This window comes from Streptomyces sp. B1I3, from assembly GCF_030816615.1.
GTDB lineage: Bacteria > Actinomycetota > Actinomycetes > Streptomycetales > Streptomycetaceae > Streptomyces.
Genome location: NZ_JAUSYD010000001.1, coordinates 611,604 through 629,274, shown reverse-complemented (window position 1 = coordinate 629,274; position 17,671 = coordinate 611,604). Strand labels below are relative to the sequence as shown.

Here is a 17,671-nt window from a genome sequence, read left to right as displayed (position 1 = left end):
GAGGGCTGCTCGGCCGGCTTGTGCGGCCGTGCAGCGGTTGAGAGAGGTTTCGCGGGTGGTTCGTTTCGCTCAGCGCGTGGGATCACGGGGCTGGGCAGTCGGAATGAGCAGTGACCCAAGAGCCACACATGCACGAAGGGTGTACGACGCCGCATGAAAGGGACAGGGCAGGGCAGTCTTCCGTTGGGCCCACCTGTATCGCTGTGACGGCGCCGTGCGTGTCAGTGGGCTGTCCAGCCGCCGTCGACCGGAAGTATGGTGCCCGTGAGGTATGAAGCCGCTGGGCCGGCCAGAAGGACTGCCGCGCCGACGAGTTCTTCCGGGTCGGCCCAACGCCCCATGGGGACCTGGTGATCGAGGAAGTCCCGTACCCGCAGGTCGTCATCGACGCTGTCGTTCAGTGGGGTGCGAAAGGGGCCCGGGGCCAGCGCGTTGACACAGATGCCGGTGCCGGCGAGTTCGACGCCGAGGCTACGGGTGAGTTGGACGACCGCGCCTTTGCTGGCTGCGTAGCCTGCCCGGCCTGCGGCGCCGACGAGCCCGAGTGCGCTGGCCATGGTGACGATGCGGCCGTACCCGGCCCTCCGCATCGCAGGCACGACCGCCTGGCAGGCGAGGTAGGTTCCGACGACATTGACATCCAGGCAGCGACGCAACGTGGCGGCATCGAGCGCGCCGAGCTCGCCTCGGGCCTGAACTCCGGCGCTGGTCACGAGCACGTCCACACGGCCATACTTTGTGAGGACCTTGTCCACGAGATGGCGGACCTCGTTCTCCTCGGTGACATCGCAGGCGAGTCCCAGGGAGGCACCGCCCGTCCGAGCGGTGATCTCGGCCGCCGTCTGACGGCATGCCTCCAGCCGCCGGCCGGCCACCACCGTCGTGCATCCTGCGGACGCCAGGCCCAGCGCGATGGCTCGGCCGAGCCCGCTCGAGCCTCCGGTGACCAGCGCCACCCGCCCGGACAGATCCGACGCCGCGCCCGGGGACCCCGTCACGAGCTGACAGGGAGCAGGAGTCCACCTGTGAGCCGGACAAGCTCGCTGGTGGTGGTAGGGAAGACTGTGCGGGGAGTGCCGGCCGCAGCCCAGACCTGCGCGTAGTCGGCCAGTGCTGTGTCGACCACGGTGGGAAGGGCGCGCGGGTGACCGACGGGAGCCACGCCGCCGATCGCCTGTCCGGTTGCCTGACGTACCTGTTCCGGGGAGGCGCGGCGGAGTTCGCCACGGCCCCACCGGGCGGCGAGGGCAGTGGTGTCCACTTTGTGCCGACCGCTGGTCAGAACCATAACGGCTTCATCGTCGGAGATGAATACGAGGCTGTTGGCGATAGCGCCCACGTCGCATCCCAGAGCCGAGGCGGCCTCGGCGGCCGTGCGCGTCGCATCCGCAAGTTCGCGTACCTGACCAGCGACGCCGGCCGCAGCGAGGACGCGGGCCACCTGGATGCTGCGAACAGGCAGTGACGTGCTTTGCCGAGGCACCATGGGAACTCCTTGATAGAGGTCGCATCATGACGTGTTCCACATACAGAACGTTCTGTATGTGGAACGATAGGGGTTCCTGTGGCAATGAATCAACCGGCCTCGGCAAAAAAGGTGGGCACCATGGACCTGGCCGCCCGCGTCGGGTTGCGCCTGCGGGACTTGCGCGAGGCGCAGGGCATGTCGCTGTCCGAGCTTGCCCGTAGGTCCAAGATCGGCAAGGGGACGCTGTCCGAGTTGGAGAGCGGTCGGCGCAATCCCACTCTGGAAACGCTCTACGCCCTGACGACGGCCCTCAAAGTGCCCCTCAGCACGGCGCTGCACAACCTTGCGTTTCCCGCCGAAGTCTCCGGTCATGCCGTGGACGCTGTTCTCACCGAGCGCTTCGAGGCTGCCGCTGCGGTCACGGAGACCTACCGGGTGCGCATCCGCGCCGGAACGACGCAGGAGTCCGCCGGCCACGCCCCCGGCACGACAGAGCACATCATCGTCCTCGACGGCACCGCACGCGTCGGTGGACTCTCCGCTCCCGCCCTGATCGGTCCGGGCATGCACGGCAGTTGGGCCGCCGACGTTCCGCATGTCTACGAAGCACCGTCCGGAGACGTCGAGGCTCTGCTGATCGTGCGCCACCCCCAGTGATCCGTCACCGCTTCCGCACCGGTTCGACAGATGTCGGCGCCTGCTGTACCCGGGCACAAGGAGAGTGGTGCCCTCCCCTGATCGCCTCAGGCCACGCGGTATTCACTGTGGCCGTGGCTGTCGGAGATCGGCGCTGCCTGGCCCGGAGCTTTCGCGGTGCCTCCTCGCCGTTCTGGGGCGGTGCCTCGGTGATGATGGTGCCGAGCATCGCGCGGGATGCCTGCAACTCCTCGATGGCGCGGCTGATCCTCTCGTGTTCCTGCTGCAACTGGGCGACCAGGTCCGGGCAGGTGGGCATGATGCGATCGTCGTCAACCGTGATGCAGGGCAGGACCTGGGCGATCAGGGACGTCGGGAGCCCCGCCGCCAGCAAGCACCGGATAGGGCGCACCGTTTCCACATCCGTATCGCTGTGGATCCGATAGCCGCTCGACAGTCGGTCCGGTGCCAGCAATCCCTGCTGTTCGTAATAGCGCAGCAGCCGCTCATTGACTCCGGTGCGCCGGACCATCTCCTGCATGCGCACGTGGTTCGTCTCCGATGTGTGCGGCTTGACTCTGACACTGACGTCAGAGTTCAGCGTCGTCGGCATGACCACCGAACAAGCACTTCCCGTTCCCCGCCTCGATGTCGTCGTGAAGGGCAGCGGCCCCGCGCTGCTGCTCGCCCACGGCGCCGGAGGCGGTATCCACGGCAACTTCGGTCTTGTGCTCGATGACCTCGCCCGCGATCACACTCTCGTCGGCTTGCTCCGACCCAGGCGATCCTCGACCGCCGGGAGGTGGGCGTCTCGATCAGCGACCCGGGCGCCCTGCGCGTCGTCCTGGCGTCCGCGCTCCTCGCGCCGGTGTGCGTACTCGCCGGCCTCGCACTCGGCGCCCTCGTCCGGCAGACCGCGGCCACCATGATCGTCTCGGTCGCGGTCATCCTTGTGTTGCCGCTGGTCTTCACCGACGGCCGCCACTGGTCGGCGGTCGCCGACCACGCCATGCCCTTCCAGGCGTGGCTCCGACTCACAGCGGTCGGCCACGCCCCGACCGTCTTCCCGTGGACCACCGGCGGAGCGTGGACCGTCTACGCGGTGTGGGCGCTCGTCGCGGCCGTGCTCGCCGTGGCCTCCCCCTGGCCGCGGGCCGGACCCCTGCACCCGACGCACTCGACGCCGCCCCACCCGATTCCGCCGTACCCGAGGGCCCCGCCCCGGCCTCCGCAGTCCCGGACTCCGCGGCCCACGCCCCCACGGACCCGGACGCAGGCGGCCGGTGACCACGCCGCCGCAGGCCGTCGCATTCCCCGGCCGGCTCGACGAACGCACCGCGCGCCGCCGGTTCGTCGCCGCATCCTTCCTCTTCTGGCTTCCCATGGGCCTGGCCCTGGCGCCCATGGTGCTGCTCTTCACCGAACGAGGCCTCGGCCTCACCGCGGTCGCCGCGGTCATGGCCGCGCATTCGCTCACGGCCGCCGCCCTGGAACTCCCCACCGGCGGCCTGTGCGACGTCATCGGCCGCCGCCCCGTCCTGGCCGGCGCCGGCGTACTCGACGTGGGCGCCCTCCTCCTCATAGGCCTCGGCACGACCGGATGGGCCATCGCCCTCGGCATGGCGTTCATGGGCGCGGCCCGCGCGCTCTCCAGCGGACCGGCCGAGGCCTGGTACGTCGACACCGTGCACGCGCACTCCGGCCCGGACGCCGATCTCCGGACAGGACTGGCACGCGGCAGCACCGCCTCGTCGGCGGCCCTCGCACTCGGCACGCTGGCCGGCGGCGCGCTGCCGTGGCTGCTGGGCCTGGGCCCGGACCTGGCATCCCGGCTGCGCGCGTACACCTCGGGCCTCGTCCTGCCCCTCTCCGTTCCCGCCCTCCTGGGAGTGCTCGTCGAGATCGCCTTCGTGGCCCACGTGCTGGTGGCCCTGCGCGAACCTCCCCGCCCTCCCGCCACCCTGCGGGGTGTACTGCGGGGCGTCCCTGCGGCCGTTGCCGGGGGGATGCGGCTCGGTGCCAGGGACGCAACCGTCCGCCGCATCCTGATGACCGCGAGTGCCGCGGGCACGGCGCTGGCGGCCCTCGAACTGCTCACCCCCGGACGCGCCGCGGAGCTCGCCGGAACGGCCGAGGCCGGTGCGGTGCTGTTCGCCGGTCTGGCCACCGCCGGGTTCGTCTGTTCGGCACTCGGCAGCCACGCGGCGCCGCTCGTCGCCCGACTGGCGGGAGGCAGCGAGCGCGCCGTCCTCGTGAGCCTCGCGGCCGGCGGTACCGGCCTCCTGCTCATCGCCGGCACCGTGCTCTCCACCGGGGCACTCGCGCTCACGTTGGCGGCCACCGGGTACGCCCTGGTGCACCTGGGTCTCGGGGCCGCCGGGCCCAGCGAGAGCGACCTGCTGCACCGCCGTGTCGGCTCGGCGGGACGCGCGACCGCGCTGTCCGTGCAGTCCCTCGCCCTGCAACTCGTCGCGGCGACCGGCGGACTCGTCATCGGCGCGCTGCCCGCGGGCCCCCTGCCGTGGCTGCTCGGCGCGGCGGCCCTGCTGGCGGGAGCGGCTCTGTGGACCCGCCGCACCCCGCCTGTCCCTGCCCCCGTGGCGTAGGGCGGCCGGCGTGCGTGCGGTGGTGCGTGCCGCCCCGGGGTGTCCCGACGCCCGGGCCCGCACAGCCGCCGGTCCCTGACCCTGCTCGGCTCTTGAGTGAACGGGCGGACGACAGCCGATGAGTTCCTGTGTGCTCCGCAGTCATAGATCATGAGTTGGTGCACCGCGGCCGCGAGGTGGCGGAGGGCGCACCGGCCGAACCCGCTGAGATCCGGACACGAGATACCGAGGAACCTGAAATGCGTACCCTGATCAGCACCGCCTTCATGTCGCTCGACGGTGTCGTTGAGGCCCCGGGCGGCGAGCCCGGTTACCGGAACTCGGGGTGGACCTTCAAGGACGTCGAGTTCCTCCCCGAGGCCTTCGAACTCAAGGGCCGGGAGCAGGAGGAAGCCACCGCGATGCTGATGGGCCGCACCAGCTACGAGGCGTTCAGCCCCGTCTGGCCCGACATGGAGGACTTCGCCGGCTACAAGGCGATGCCGAAGTACGTCGTCTCCACCACGCTCACCGAGGACGGCCTGGTGCCGAACTGGGGCGAGACGACGATTCTGCGGTCCCTCGACGAGGTCGCCGCACTGAAGGAGACGGAGGGCGGGCCGATCATCGTCCACGGCAGCGCCTCGCTGAACCAGGCACTGTCCGACGCCGGCCTGATCGACCGTTACCACCTCATCGTCTTCCCGCTGCTGCTCGGCGCGGGCAAGCGGCTCTTCAGCGCCACGGACAAGGACACGCAGAAGCTGAAGCTCGTCGAGCACGAGGCCTACGCCAACGGCCTGCAGAAGAACGTCTTCGACGTCGTCCGCTGACGGAAACTCCGCCAGGGGACGCCCCGGCCCGCCACGAGGTCCGGCTACGCGTCTCGGGCCGTGCCTCCCGGCGGCGGGACCGAAGAGGCGTCCGGCGGGGCGCCCGGGGAGCGCGGTGCACGCGTCGACGACGAGTCCGGCACGGCCGGGCCACCGGCGGTACGGCACGGCCGCCCACTGCTCCGTACGGACGTGCCGGATCGCGTCGGCTCCCGGCGTTCGCGAGGCTGGCCCGAAGCCGGGACGTGAGATCCCCGTATCCCCAGGAGCAGCCATGCAGAAGGACAAGCACCCGTCGTACCGTCCCGTGGTCTTCCGCGACCGTTCCGCCGGCTACGCCTTCCTGACCCGGTCCACCGCGTCGAGCGAGCGGACGATCGACTGGGACGACGGCAACACCTACCCCGTCGTCGACGTGGAGATCTCCGCGGAGAGCCACCCGTTCTTCACCGGCGAGGCACGGGTGGTCGACACCGAGGGGCAGGTCGCCAAGTTCGAGCGGCGGTACGGGGAGGAAGGGCGCAAGGACGCCCCCTGACGCCGGGGCGGGATCCGAGGTGACCCCGGCACTCTCACCCGCACTCCCTGTGCACGGGGCAGAATCGGCGGCAGTGTGTTCCGTGGCGGCCGTGTGCCGCCGGACACTTTCGCCGGCGTTCCCAGGAGACCCACCCCATGCTCGACAGACACCCCTTGCTGGTCATCGGCGAATGCGTCGCCGACATCGTCCGGCTGCCGGGCGCGGCCGACCGGACCCATCCCGGCGGGAGCCCCGCGAACGTCGCCTACGGCCTGGCCCGGCTGGGCCGCGACACCACCCTGCTCACCCAGCTCGGCCCGGACGCCAACGGACGGCTGATCAGGGACCACCTCGCCTCGGCCGGGGTCCGGGTGCGCACCGACGGCTCCGGCGCGCCCACCCCGGCCGCCGCGGTCGCCCTCGACGACGCCGGCGGGGCCACGTACACCTTCGACATCACCTGGACGCTGGCCCCGACGGCGACCGGGGGGCCGTACCAGCACCTCCACACGGGTTCCATCGCCACCGCCATGGAGCCGGGGGCCGGCACCGTACTGGAGACCGTCGGGCAACTCCGCCGGGCCGCGACCGTCAGCTACGACCCCAACGTCCGCCCCGACCTGATGGGGGACCACGCCCTTGCCGTACGCAGGGCGGAGCGCTGCGTCGCCCTCAGCGACGTCGTCAAGGCCAGCGACGAGGACCTGCGGTGGCTGTACCCGGACGAGGCCCCGGAGGTGGCCGCCGGGCGATGGCTGCGCTCGGGTCCGGCGGCCGTGTTCGTCACGCGCGGAGCCGGCGGAGCGACGGCCCTCCTTCCCGGCGCGGCCGTGACCGTCGGTGCGGCCCAGGTCCCGGTGGCGGACACCGTGGGGGCGGGTGACGCCTTCATGTCCGGTGCGCTGCACGCCCTGGACTCGCACGGACTGCTCGGCGAGCAGGGCCGCGCACGTCTGCACTCCCTCGACGCCGAAACCCTGGGGGACGTGCTGCGCCACGCCGTGGCGTCGGCCGCGGTGACCGTCGCACGGGCCGGCGCCCTGCCTCCCGACGAGGAGGAGCTCGCCGTGGCGCTGACCAGCGCACCTGCCCCGAAATGGTGAGGTGTCCTCGCCCGTGTCCCGGTCGTTCACTTCTTTATGACCGTGACCCTTACCGACGCTGTCCCAGCGTCCACCGCCGATCTGCTGACCGGCGTCCTCCTCGGCCCGGCACACCCCCGTGAGCACGGGTTCTGGCAGCGGCTGATCAGCACAGAACCGTTCCGCCGCCCCGCCGGCGGAACGCCCGAGGAGAGGCTGGATCTCGCCTATGAACGACTGCGGATCCTCAACCGCTCGCTCGACAACGGAGCACGTCTCGCCGCCGACCCGCGCGCCCTCGCCGCGCTGCACGAATGGCTCGGGCCGGTCGACCCCGCGCTCACCACCGTCGCGGGCATCCACTACAACCTGTTCCTCGGCAGCATCCTCGACCACGATGTGGTCGGTCACCGCGATCTGTCGGACTACCTGGCGATGCGCCGGATCGGGACCTTCCTCTGTACGGAGGTGGCGCACGGCAACGACGCGGCGGCCATGGAGACCACCGCGACGTACCACCCCGCACGGGACGGCTTCGTCCTGCACACCCCGCACGCGGGGGCGCAGAAGTTCATGCCCAACACCAGCCCGGCGGGCGGGGCCAAGTCCGGGCTGGTCGCGGCGCGGCTGATGGCCGACGGCACGGACCACGGGATCCGGCTCTTCCTCGTGCCGCTCACCGACGACGTACAGGCCCTGCCCGGTGTCCGGGTCCGCCGGCTGCCGGCCCGGATGGGCAGCCCGGTGGACCATTGCCTCACGTCGTTCGACCAGCTGTTCGTGGCGCGGGACGCGCTGCTGGGAGCGCGTGAGGAGGACGCCGGCACGGGGATGTTCACCAGTACTCCAGGCGGGCGCCGGCGCCGCTTCCTGACCTCCATCGGCCGGGTCACCTCCGGCAGGATCTCCATGAGCGCATGCGCGGCGGGCACGGCCCGCGCGACACTGGCGGTCGCGGTCCGCTACGGCGGTCACCGGATGGTCTCCGGGCCCCGGGGCACGCGTCCCGTCCCGGTCAACGCCCACCGCACGCACCACGGGCCACTCGCCTCGGCCATGGCGACGGTCTTCGCCATGAGCCTGCTCCACCGCCGGGTACTCGACCGGTGGGAGGGCTGTGGCGAGGAGAGCAGGGCAGAGGCGGAGCGGCTGGTCGCGGTCGCCAAGGGGTGGATCACCTGGCAGGCCCGCGCCGTCATCGTCCAGTGCCGCGAACGCTGCGGAGCCCAGGCGTTGCTGGAGAACAACGGCATGACGGAACTGGTCACCGGGGTGGAAGGCGCCATCACGGCGGAGGGCGACAACCTCGCCCTGCACGCCAAGGCCGCGGCCGACATGCTCCTCGCCGGGATCGACGCCACCGCGGCCGGTCCGCGGGGTGCCCGGCCCGGGCCGGGGCCGGATGCTGCACCCGCCGCCACGGGGGACCTGGCCGACCCGGGCTTCCTCGGCGCACTGCTCACCGCCGTGCAGGGCATCTGGTTCGAGCGGGCCCGGCAGCGCATGCTGCGGGCCGCTGACAAGGACACACTCGGGCGGTGGAACGCGGCCGCCGGGCCCGCCCTGCGCGCGGTCGAGGCGCACGCCTACCGGGAAGCGGCCGAGGCGTACGCCCAGGCCCGCGCCGCGCTGCCCGAAGGGGCCGCGCGCGAACGGCTGGCGGAGCTGGAGCGGCTGTTCGCCGTCGAGTGGGTGGCCCGCAACAGTGGCGATCTGCTGGCCGCCGGCCTGCTGACCCGCGATCAGGTCGACGCCCTGCCCGAGGCCACCGAGGAGCTGATCGCGGCGGTCGCCGCGCACGCCCGCGAACTGGCCGACTCCTTCGCCCTGCCCCATGAACTGCTCGCCGACTGGCCGATCGCGGGGCCCGGCTACGCCGACGCCTACGACGACCCCGACGCCCCCTGGCACGGCCGCCCCGCAGGCTCCCCGCAGGACGCGCGGTGAACGGCGGACGGTACGCGCGTACAGGCGGAGGCCCGAACCGAGCGGACCCGGGCACAGAGGGACCCGTACCGGGCGCCGAGAAACCCGTCCCGGGCACCGGGGGCCGCGTACAGGGCACCAGGAATCCCGTTCCGGGCACCGAGAGACGCGGAACGTGCCGTGCCGGTGTACGCGAGGCCCTCGAAGTCCTCGCACTGCGGGCGGTCCTGACGGTGTACTGGGGCACGGTCTCCTTGCTCGCCCGCCGGCGCCGCACACCGCAGGCCGAGGTCGGCGAATCGGTTCACCGCAAGCGCTGACCGGCCGGACGGCCGGTGCGGCGGGGGATGCCCTCCCCGCCGTACCGGCCTCAGGCCCGCAAGCCCTCGCCGGACTGCGTGATAGCTTGCAGACGCCAGTCACACTCCACGTGGAGTCAGGGAATCCGGTGAGAATCCGGAGCTGACGCGCAGCGGTGAGGGGGACGGGCGGGGCCACGGCCACTGGGACACCCTCGGGTGCCCCGGGAAGGCGCTCCGTCCGGACGAACCCGAGTCCGAAGACCTGCTGGCACCCGTTCCCCCGCCGGGGGGCGGACTCCGTACCGGGCTCCGCGCATGAGCCCTGAGACGCAAAGGGACTCCGTGCCGCCCATAGCCAGCACCGTACGCCGAACCGCCCTGTTCACCGCCGGGCTCGCCCTGCTGACCGCGTGCGGGCCGGGCAGCGGCGGACCGTCGGCCGGAGCCGGCCGGGACGGCGGCGCCGGCTACCCGGTGGAGCTGGAGAACTGCGGCCGGACGGTGACGGTCGAGAGGGCCCCGGACCGCGCGGTCTCCCTGGACCAGGGATCGACGGAGATCCTGCTCTCCCTGGGCCTCGGCGACCGGTTGGCCGGCACCGCCACCTGGACCGACCCGGTGATGAAGGGTCTGGAGAAGGCCGGCGCGAAGGTCCCCCGCATCGCGGAGAACCGCCCCTCCTTCGAGAAGGTCCTCGACAAGGAACCCGATTTTGTCAGTGCCTCGTTCGAATCGACGCTCGGCAAAGGCGGCGTCGCGCCCCGCGAGCAGTTCGAGGGGCTCGGAGTGCCGACCTACGTGTCGCCCGCCGACTGTGCGGCGAAGGACAACACGGGCAGCGGTGACGGCTCCCGTACGAGACCCCTGACCATGGACAGCGTCTACGCCGAAGTGCACGACCTCGCCCGGGTGTTCGGAGTGAAGGAGAAGGGCGACGAGCTCGTCGCCGGCCTCCGGGACCGTGTCGGCAGGGCGACCGCGGGCATCGACGCCTCCCACGCCACGCTGCTCTACTGGTTCGCCAACTCCGAGGCGCCGTACATGGCGGGATGCTGCGGAGCCCCCGGCATCATCACCGGAGAACTCGGGGCGAAGAACGTCTTCGACGACACCCACGAGGAGTGGCCCCAGATCAACTGGGAGACCGTCGCGGACCGCAACCCCGACGTCCTGGTCATCGGTGACCTCACCCGGCAGTCGCAGACCGCCGAAAGCGCCGAGAAGAAGATCGAGTTCCTGGAGTCCAACCCCGCCACGAAGAACATGGACGCCGTCCGGCACAAGCGGTACGTGCTGCTCAGCGGCCAGGCCATGAACCCGACCGTCCGGACCGTCGAGGGCGTGGAGCGCGTCGCCGCCGGACTGCGCTCCTTCGGGCTCGCGGGGTGACGGACACCGAACGCGTCCCGGGCACGGGACCGCGCGGGGAACCGGCCCCCGGCCACCGCGCGACCGAGGCCGGGCGCCGCCCCGCGGACACCGTGACCGGCCCCGCCCGCCGTGCTGTTCCGGACCGCCCTGTGGTTCCGGCCCTCCGTGCTGTTCCGGCCCTTCGTGCGACGGGTGCCCGAGTCCTGCGGGGCGGCCTCCTGTGGAGCGGCGGGGCAGCCCTGCTGCTCCTGTCGGTCGCGGTCGCCGTCACGATCGGGCCCGCCCGTATCTCCGTCCCGGACGTCTGGTCCGCGGTGGCCGCCCACCTCGGTCCCGGCGACTCACGGCTCTCCCCGATCCGGGACGGCATCATCTGGAACCTGCGCATGCCCCGCACCCTGCTCGCAGCGGTGTGCGGAGGGGGCCTCGCCGTCTGCGGCACCGTGATGCAGTCCCTGCTGCGCAACCCGCTCGCCGACCCCTTCGTCCTCGGCGTCTCCTCCGGGGCGTCCACCGGCGCCGTCGCGGTGGTGGTCCTCGGCGTCGGCGGCGGCGCGGTGCCGATCTCGGCGGGAGCCTTCGCCGGAGCACTGTGCTCGTTCGCCCTCGTGCTGTTGCTCAGCCACACACTCGGCGGGACGACCGACCGGGTCGTCCTCTCCGGTGTGGCGGCCATGCAGCTCTTCTCCGCCCTCACCTCCTTCGTCGTCATGACCGCCGCCGACGCCGAGCAGACCCGGGGCGTGCTGTTCTGGCTGCTCGGCTCCCTCAGCGGGGTGGGGTGGACAGATGTGTGGCTCTGTTCCGCGGTCCTGGCCGTGACACTTCTGATCTGCCTCGGGCACGCCCGTACGCTCGACGCCTTCGCGTTCGGCCAGGACGCGGCGGCGGCCCTGGGGGTCCATGTCGCCCGCACCCGGATCGTGCTGCTGTGCACGACCGCGCTGCTCACCGCCGCGCTCGTCAGCTCCGCGGGGGCCGTCGGGTTCGTGGGCCTGGTCCTGCCGCACGCCGCCCGGGCACTGACCGGTTCGGGTCACCGGCGGCTGCTGCCCGTCACCGCGCTCGCCGGGGCAGTCTTCCTCGTCTGGGTCGACACGCTGGCCCGGACCGTCCTGGACCCGCAGGAGGTACCGGTCGGCGTGGTCACCGCCCTCATCGGGGTGCCGGCCTTCGTCCTCGTCCTCCACCGCACCCGGAAGAGCACATGACGGCCACCGCCGGCCAGGGTCTGCGCGCGGCACGGGTGAGCCGGGAGGCGGGCGGCCGGATCGTCCTGGACGGCGTGAGCATGGCTCCGGCGCCCGGTGCCACGGTCGGGCTCCTGGGCCCCAACGGCTCGGGCAAGTCGACGCTGCTGCGCGTGTTGGCCGGCGTCCTCTCCCCGGGCGCCGGCGTGGTCACGCTCGACGGCCGGACCCTCGCCGACACCGGCCGCCGCACGGTCGCCCGGCGCGTGGCCGTCGTCGACCAGCACGCGGTCACCCAGGTCGAGCTCAGCGTGCTGGACGTCGTACGCCTCGGCCGCATCCCGCACCGCAGTGCCTGGTCCCCGCCGGGCCGGGAGGACGAGGAGGCCGTACGCGACGCGCTGGCGCGCACCGGACTCACCGACCGGGCCGGACAGTCCTGGCACACCCTGTCGGGCGGTGAGCGCCAACGCGTGCAGATCGCCCGCGCCCTCGCCCAGCAGCCGCGCGAACTCCTGCTGGACGAACCGACGAACCACCTGGACATCCAGCACCAGCTGGAGCTGCTCGCCCTGGTCGCCGCGCTTCCCGTCACCGCCGTGATAGCGCTGCACGACCTCAACCTGGCCGCGATGTTCTGTGACCGGATCACCGTCCTGGCCGAGGGCCGCGTGGTGGCCGCGGGCACTCCCTCGGAAGTGATCACCGAGGAGCTCATCCGTGAGGTCTACCGCGTGCGGGCGGTGGTGACGGCGGACGGGCCCGGCGGGCGGCCGTCGGTGCGCTTCCTGCCGGGGCCCGCCGCCCATGTCCCGCGACCGGCGTGAACGTCTGCGCGGGGTCCCTGCCGGCGTCCCGTGCAGCGGTGTGCCCTACTTCGGCGTGGGTGTCCGTGCCCGTGCCCGCGACCCGGGCGCCCCGCCGTGCCCGCGACCCGCGTGCGTGCCCGGGCGGTTCACCTCCGTGCGTGCGCGAACCGTGAGGAGTGGCGAAGGGGCGGGCCCGCAAAGTCGTCCGGGTCCGCCCCTCGCTTCCGTGGCGCGGCCTGTCACCGCTGTGTGAGGGGTCAGCGGCGCCGGCCCTGGCCGAACTCGCCGCCCATGTCCTTGCCGCTGCCCGTGTCCTTGCCGTCCCCGTAGTCGATCTTCTCCTTGCGGAGTTCGGCGGAGACTTCCTTCTGTTCGGTGACCCTGTTGGTTTCGAGACGGACCCGTTCCACGGGGACCGTGTCCTTACGGACGGTGGCGCGTTCCGCGTGCAGGGTGACTTCGACATCCTGTTCGCCGATGTCCGCCCGCCCCGCCGACTTCTCGCCGGGCTGCAGGGGCTCACGGACCACGCGCACTTCCTCATGGGACACGGGTACGGTGCGGGTGACGTTCTCCGTCACGACGTACTTGTGCAGGTGTGCCTTTCCGCTCTCGTACTCCTCGGTGCCGATGAGGAGTTGTTCCTCGGAACGGACCATCTCGTCCCGGCTCCCCGCGGCGGACCGTTCCGCTCCGGCACCGGCGAGCGGACGCGACGTGGAGGAGGCCTCCGTGTCGCGGTGCCGGCCCGTGCCGGCGGTGGTGCCGGCCGTCGTCGCCTTGCCGGTCCTGGTCCGTGCGGTCCCGGCCGCTCCCGCGGCCCCGGACGTACCGGCCCCGGCGGCGCCCATGGTTCCCGTCCCGGTCCCGGACACGGTGCGCCCTTCACCGCGCGCACCGGCGTTGCCGCCGGCCTTCCTGGACAGACCGTAATGGCGGTAGAGCTCCTCCTCCTCGGACACGGAGAGATGCGCGTCGGCATCCACCCGGGGGGCTTCCTTGACGCGGTCCTTCGGATGCGAGACGTGCAGGTCGGAACCCACTCGGCGGGCTCCGGCAAGCGGTACGAAGCTCTCCTTCATGCCGAACATGCCGGTCTTGACCGTGATCCAGTCGGGCTTGCCGGTGTCGTCGTCGACGTACACCCGCCCCACAGTGCCGACCTTTTCGCCGTCGCTGTCGTAGACGGTCAGACCGTCGAGTTCTCCGGAATCCGTGAAACCGTCAGCGGCTCCCATGGCCGATACCTCCTCGCCCGGGCGCGTCCTGTGGGGGTCCAGCAGGGGTGGCGCGTCCGGATTCCATCGCGCCTCACCCGGTTGGACGCTGCAACTTCCCGGCCCGTGCCCCGGGCGGCCCCGAGCACCGCGCGTGGGCGGTGGCGCCGCGCGATGCGGCTATCGGCTGTCTCGGCGGATTACGCCATTCGAGTGAGAGAGTCCCTGCAGGCACGGCCTGTGCCCGCACGTATGATCGATGCGCCGTTGCCGACCGTCGGCCGGACCGCAGCCGGGGGTGCGCCATCGATTCCGTACGCATCCGTCCGCCCGGACCGCGCGCGGAACTGCTGGCACGGCGTGAGGACGGAATCGGACTGCACCATCTCGTGTGGCGGTTGGGGCCCGGCTGGCGTGTGTGCAGCAGCGCCGTCCTCGGCGGCGGCATCGGGCCGCGCGCCTGGATACTCAACGCGCAGGTACCCGGCGGCTACCCGCGGCTCGACCCGCACCGTCACCTCGCCGACATCGCCGCCGCCCAAGGGCTGGGCGGCCCCGGGGCGGGACTGATGACGGCCGCCGACGTCACCGCGCACACCGTGGCGGTCGACGGCGGCGTGGCCGCCACCGTCACGAGCGGGCTCGGGGTACGGGGGTGGGCCGCCGTCCCGGGCGACGGCACCGACGGCCCGTCGCCCCCGGGCACCGTCAACATCGTCGTCACCCTGCCTGTCGCGCTCACCGACGCCGCCCTGGTCAACGCGGTGGCGACCGCCACGGAGGCGAAGGTCCAGGCGCTCGTGGACGCCGGACTCGACTGCTCGGGCACGCCCACGGACGCGGTGTGCGTCGCCGCGCCCGATCAGGGGCCCGGCGACGGTGAGCCGTTCGCCGGACCGCGTTCGCGCTGGGGGTCCCGACTCGCCAGGGCCGTGCACCGTGCGGTGCTCGACGGTGCGCTGCGGCAGTCTTGAGCTCGGACCGGTCGTGAGTGCATCCCGTGTCACGGCTCATCGGCCGCCGCTACTCTCCCGCCGCGCCCCTGCCGGGCGCACCGACGAAGGGAACACCCGTCATGACCGCCGACTCCTCTGCGGGCGCCACCCCCGGCAGGCCGACCGTCGCGGTCCTCGGCACCGGGATCATGGGCTCCGGGATGGCACGCAGCCTGCTGAGGGCCGGGCTGCCCGTCCGGGCCTGGAACCGCACGCCGGGCAAGGCCGCTCCGCTGGCCACCGAGGGCGCCACCGTCACGGACACGGCGCAGGAGGCGGTGCTGGGCGCCGACGTCGTCCTGACCGCGCTGCACGACGGTCCCTCCGTCGCCGGAACCCTCACCGCCGCCGCCCCTGGCCTGCGGCCGGGGCAGGTCTGGCTGCAGAGCGCCACTGTGGGGCTCGATGCGACGCGCGACCTCGCAGGCCTGGCCGCGGACCTCGGGCTCGTCTACCTCGACGCCCCCGTCTCCGGCACCAGGCAGCCGGCCGAGCAGGGCACGCTCACGGTCTTCGTCTCAGGCCCCTCCGGCGCCCGCGCGACCGTGCTGCCGGTCCTGGAGGCGATCGGGCAGCGCACCGTGTGGGTCGGCGAGGAGCCGGGAGCGGCCACCCGCCTCAAGCTGGTCGCCAACACCTGGGTGATCAACCTGGTGAACAGCGTGGCCGAATGCCTCAATCTCGCCGACGGGCTCGGGCTCGACCCGCGGCTCTTCCTGGACGCGATGAGGGGCGGCCCGCTGGACACGCCGTATCTGCAGGCCAAGTCCTCCGCGGTGCTGTCCGGCGACCTCACCCCGAGCTTCGCGCTCTCCACGGCACTCAAGGACACCCGGCTGATCCTCGACGCGGCCCGGACCGCGGGGGTGGAACTCGACCTCGTGGCCGCCTCCGCCGAGCGGTTCGCCCGCGCGGAGGCGGCCGGACACGGAGACCAGGACATGATCGCCACCTACTACGCGGGCTGAGCCGGGCAGCCGTAAGGGGGGCGGGGCCGGCGGTGGCCGGACGACCGCCGGGGCGCGCCCCGGCGGTGCGTGGAGGCCCGCCACGGACCCGGGGGACTGCCGGGGACTCAGGTGACCGTCACCCGGTGCCGTACCACCGCGTCGAAGAGGTAGCCCTGCGTGTTCGGAGCCGTCGTCTCCGGCTGGGCGCGGCCCGAACGGTCCGTCGCCCGCGCGAGCAGCACACCGGGGCCCGGTGCCTGCGGCACCCAGCCGGCCGACCAACGGACCCAGCTGCCCGCCCGGGGTTCGTCGCGCAGCCGGGCGGGACGCCACCGGGCGCCGCCGTCCGTGCTGATCTCCACCGAACGCACCGGCGCTCCGCCCGACCAGGACCGGCCGGTGAGGAGGTGTCTGCGGTGGGCGGCGAACGTGGCGCCGGGGGCGATTTCGAACGCGCTCTTGAGTGTCTGCCCGGACAGCGGGGCGCTTCCCTCCGGCGGGTGGCCCGGGCCGAACAGGCGGTACATGCTCGTGTTCCACGGAGTCAGCAGCGGCTCCGCGCTCACCTCGATGTCACCCACCCACTTGATGTTGGCGATGCCGACCCACGACGGGACGATCAGCCGGACCGGATACCCGTGGTCGGGCGGCAGCGGTTCGCCGTTCATCTCGTAGGCGAGGAGCACGTCGTCCAGGGCCTTCGCCACCGGCAGGGGCCTGCGCACCCGGCCCAGAGCGACACCGTCGCTGACGACCTCGGCGTCCAGGCCGCGCGGCAGCACGTCGACCGCGTTCCTGCCGAGCCCGGCCCGTCGCAGTACCTCGGCGAGCCGCACCCCGCGCCAACGGGCCGTACCGATCGCACCCAACGTCCACGCTGTGCCGCTCACCTGCTGGTTCTGCTGGGAGGCGAAGAAGCTCCGGCCGTTGCCGGCGCACTCGACGAACGCCGTACGACTGACGGACGGCAGAGCCCGCAGCGCTTCGTACGAGAAGTCCACCGGCCCACCCGTCAGCCCGTCGCCCCACACCGTCAGCTTCCAGGCGGCCGCGTCGATGCGCGGCGTACCCGTGTGGTTGCGGACGAAGAAGCGGTCGGCGGGGGTGAGCAGCCCTGTGTCCCGCAGCGCCGCGAAATTCGTCTCGGCGTTGGTGCCGCGCACCGTGAACAGCTCCGGCGGGAGCGGCTTCACCACTCCGGCCGGCCCCGCCGCCGCGTGCGCGGGCGCGGCGGCGGGGAGGAGCGGAGCGGCGGCGGAGGCCGCGGCGGCCAGCCTCAGCAGAGCGCGGCGGTCGATCCCGGCCGGTCTCGCGAGACCACGGGACCACTGGCGCAGACGTTTCCGGTCGTACGCGCCTTCGGACGGCGAGACGGGCGTCATGATCGCTCCAGGGAAGAGGTGGGAGAGATCCGGCTGGGAGGCCGGACGGTCGTCGGCATCCGTACCACCGGGTCCGCGCGTAATCGGCCGGGGCCCTGGCGTCCGCCCGGCGGCCGGACGGACGCGACGTCCGTGCGGGGGTCCGCGCTACGCCCGGGCCGGACGGGGTCGATCGACCGGCTCATGCCCTCCTCACATGGTGACTCGGTGGGGGATGTCCGCGCATGCGCGGACGGGGACGCGACGGCGGCGCATGCGCGGACGGCGACGCGACTGCGGATGTCTGGTTACGGACCGTAGAGGCCGTCAGCAGGGCCGCGGAAGCGTGGCGAGCGGGAACTCACGAAGCTGCAACACCGCGGCAACAGAACGCGCCGAACCGCCCCGCGTCGTCGGACGCGAGGC

The 17,671-nt window shown here is 72.6% G+C and carries 16 protein-coding genes, 1 pseudogene and 1 riboswitch; of the genes and pseudogenes, 11 read left to right on the top strand and 6 right to left on the bottom strand.

Annotation, left to right across the window (positions count from 1 at the left end; translation table 11 throughout):
- Positions 1-221: 221 nt before the first annotated feature.
- Together QFZ58_RS03175 and QFZ58_RS03170 are read right to left on the bottom strand one after the other, a co-directional pair.
- Positions 222-956 (bottom strand): SDR family NAD(P)-dependent oxidoreductase, encoded by a 735-nt coding sequence (locus QFZ58_RS03175; RefSeq protein WP_307123355.1) that lies wholly within the window; start codon positions 954-956, stop codon positions 222-224.
- 38 nt (positions 957-994) lie between these two features.
- Entirely contained in the window at positions 995-1,486 is a 492-nt protein-coding gene (locus QFZ58_RS03170; RefSeq protein ID WP_307123354.1) for a YbaK/EbsC family protein, read from the bottom strand.
- A 120-nt stretch (positions 1,487-1,606) separates the two neighbouring features.
- On the opposite strand from QFZ58_RS03170, the gene QFZ58_RS03165 reads away from it, so the two are divergent.
- Entirely contained in the window at positions 1,607-2,125 is a 519-nt protein-coding gene (locus QFZ58_RS03165) for a helix-turn-helix transcriptional regulator (protein WP_307123353.1), read from the top strand.
- A gap of 178 nt (positions 2,126-2,303) precedes the next feature.
- Here QFZ58_RS03165 and QFZ58_RS03160 read toward each other — a convergent pair.
- Both QFZ58_RS03160 and QFZ58_RS03155 read right to left on the bottom strand, forming a co-directional pair.
- Positions 2,304-2,651 (bottom strand): annotated as a pseudogene (locus QFZ58_RS03160) (MerR family transcriptional regulator); the annotation flags it as partial.
- Between the two features lie 43 nt (positions 2,652-2,694).
- Positions 2,695-2,859 carry a hypothetical protein gene (locus tag QFZ58_RS03155; RefSeq protein ID WP_307123352.1) on the bottom strand — a complete coding sequence of 55 codons (165 nt, stop codon included), beginning with the start codon at positions 2,857-2,859 and terminating at the stop codon, positions 2,695-2,697.
- Between the two features lie 528 nt (positions 2,860-3,387).
- Here QFZ58_RS03155 and QFZ58_RS03150 point away from each other — a divergent pair.
- The 8 genes from QFZ58_RS03150 to QFZ58_RS03115 all read left to right on the top strand — a co-directional run bounded on the left by QFZ58_RS03150 (position 3,388) and on the right by QFZ58_RS03115 (position 12,740).
- Positions 3,388-4,710, top strand: a complete 1,323-nt coding sequence (locus tag QFZ58_RS03150; RefSeq protein ID WP_307123351.1) for an MFS transporter — start codon at positions 3,388-3,390, stop codon at positions 4,708-4,710.
- Between the two features lie 239 nt (positions 4,711-4,949).
- Complete coding sequence (locus QFZ58_RS03145; protein WP_307123350.1) at positions 4,950-5,522, top strand: dihydrofolate reductase family protein; 573 nt, start codon at positions 4,950-4,952, stop codon at positions 5,520-5,522.
- Positions 5,523-5,796: 274 nt separating this feature from the next.
- A complete protein-coding gene (locus QFZ58_RS03140) occupies positions 5,797-6,060 on the top strand; it encodes a type B 50S ribosomal protein L31 (RefSeq protein WP_307123349.1) in 264 nt (87 codons plus the stop codon).
- Positions 6,061-6,197: 137 nt separating this feature from the next.
- Positions 6,198-7,145: a carbohydrate kinase gene (locus QFZ58_RS03135; protein WP_307123348.1), complete on the top strand. Its 948-nt coding sequence runs from the start codon at positions 6,198-6,200 to the stop codon at positions 7,143-7,145.
- A gap of 36 nt (positions 7,146-7,181) precedes the next feature.
- On the top strand, positions 7,182-9,071 hold the full coding sequence (locus QFZ58_RS03130) for an acyl-CoA dehydrogenase (RefSeq protein WP_307123347.1): 1,890 nt from the start codon (positions 7,182-7,184) through the stop codon (positions 9,069-9,071).
- A 378-nt stretch (positions 9,072-9,449) separates the two neighbouring features.
- A riboswitch (cobalamin riboswitch) is annotated at positions 9,450-9,637 on the top strand.
- A 30-nt stretch (positions 9,638-9,667) separates the two neighbouring features.
- A complete protein-coding gene (locus QFZ58_RS03125) occupies positions 9,668-10,741 on the top strand; it encodes an ABC transporter substrate-binding protein (protein WP_373428508.1) in 1,074 nt (357 codons plus the stop codon).
- 185 nt (positions 10,742-10,926) lie between these two features.
- The gene (locus QFZ58_RS03120) at positions 10,927-11,934 is read left to right on the top strand and encodes an iron ABC transporter permease (protein ID WP_307128752.1); all 1,008 of its coding nucleotides are present in this window, start codon (positions 10,927-10,929) and stop codon (positions 11,932-11,934) included.
- Entirely contained in the window at positions 11,931-12,740 is an 810-nt protein-coding gene (locus tag QFZ58_RS03115) for an ABC transporter ATP-binding protein (RefSeq protein ID WP_307123345.1), read from the top strand. The genes QFZ58_RS03120 and QFZ58_RS03115 overlap by 4 nt, the downstream gene beginning before the upstream one ends.
- A 239-nt stretch (positions 12,741-12,979) precedes the next feature.
- Here QFZ58_RS03115 and QFZ58_RS03110 read toward each other — a convergent pair whose 3' ends face one another.
- Complete coding sequence (locus QFZ58_RS03110) at positions 12,980-13,960, bottom strand: PRC and DUF2382 domain-containing protein (RefSeq protein ID WP_307123344.1); 981 nt, start codon at positions 13,958-13,960, stop codon at positions 12,980-12,982.
- A 368-nt stretch (positions 13,961-14,328) separates the two neighbouring features.
- Here QFZ58_RS03110 and QFZ58_RS03105 point away from each other — a divergent pair, with 368 nt between their 5' ends.
- Positions 14,329-14,913 (top strand): adenosylcobinamide amidohydrolase, encoded by a 585-nt coding sequence (locus tag QFZ58_RS03105; protein ID WP_307123343.1) that lies wholly within the window; start codon positions 14,329-14,331, stop codon positions 14,911-14,913.
- Positions 14,914-15,014: 101 nt separating this feature from the next.
- Positions 15,015-15,902, top strand: coding sequence for an NAD(P)-dependent oxidoreductase (locus tag QFZ58_RS03100; RefSeq protein ID WP_307123342.1), 888 nt, complete (start codon positions 15,015-15,017; stop codon positions 15,900-15,902).
- A 107-nt stretch (positions 15,903-16,009) separates the two neighbouring features.
- On the opposite strand, the gene QFZ58_RS03095 is transcribed toward QFZ58_RS03100, so the two are convergent.
- On the bottom strand, positions 16,010-17,266 hold the full coding sequence (locus QFZ58_RS03095; protein ID WP_307123341.1) for a sulfite oxidase: 1,257 nt from the start codon (positions 17,264-17,266) through the stop codon (positions 16,010-16,012).
- Positions 17,267-17,671 lie beyond the last annotated feature (405 nt).

Coding starts and splice junctions, on each gene's coding strand:
- QFZ58_RS03170 (WP_307123354.1), bottom strand. CDS start 1,486: ATGGTGCCTCGGCAAAGCACGTCACTGCCTGTTCGCAGCATCCAGGTG.
- QFZ58_RS03165 (WP_307123353.1), top strand. CDS start 1,607: ATGGACCTGGCCGCCCGCGTCGGGTTGCGCCTGCGGGACTTGCGCGAG.
- QFZ58_RS03145 (WP_307123350.1), top strand. CDS start 4,950: ATGCGTACCCTGATCAGCACCGCCTTCATGTCGCTCGACGGTGTCGTT.
- QFZ58_RS03140 (WP_307123349.1), top strand. CDS start 5,797: ATGCAGAAGGACAAGCACCCGTCGTACCGTCCCGTGGTCTTCCGCGAC.
- QFZ58_RS03135 (WP_307123348.1), top strand. CDS start 6,198: ATGCTCGACAGACACCCCTTGCTGGTCATCGGCGAATGCGTCGCCGAC.
- QFZ58_RS03130 (WP_307123347.1), top strand. CDS start 7,182: ATGACCGTGACCCTTACCGACGCTGTCCCAGCGTCCACCGCCGATCTG.
- QFZ58_RS03125 (WP_373428508.1), top strand. CDS start 9,668: ATGAGCCCTGAGACGCAAAGGGACTCCGTGCCGCCCATAGCCAGCACC.
- QFZ58_RS03115 (WP_307123345.1), top strand. CDS start 11,931: ATGACGGCCACCGCCGGCCAGGGTCTGCGCGCGGCACGGGTGAGCCGG.
- QFZ58_RS03110 (WP_307123344.1), bottom strand. CDS start 13,960: ATGGGAGCCGCTGACGGTTTCACGGATTCCGGAGAACTCGACGGTCTG.
- QFZ58_RS03100 (WP_307123342.1), top strand. CDS start 15,015: ATGACCGCCGACTCCTCTGCGGGCGCCACCCCCGGCAGGCCGACCGTC.
- QFZ58_RS03095 (WP_307123341.1), bottom strand. CDS start 17,266: ATGACGCCCGTCTCGCCGTCCGAAGGCGCGTACGACCGGAAACGTCTG.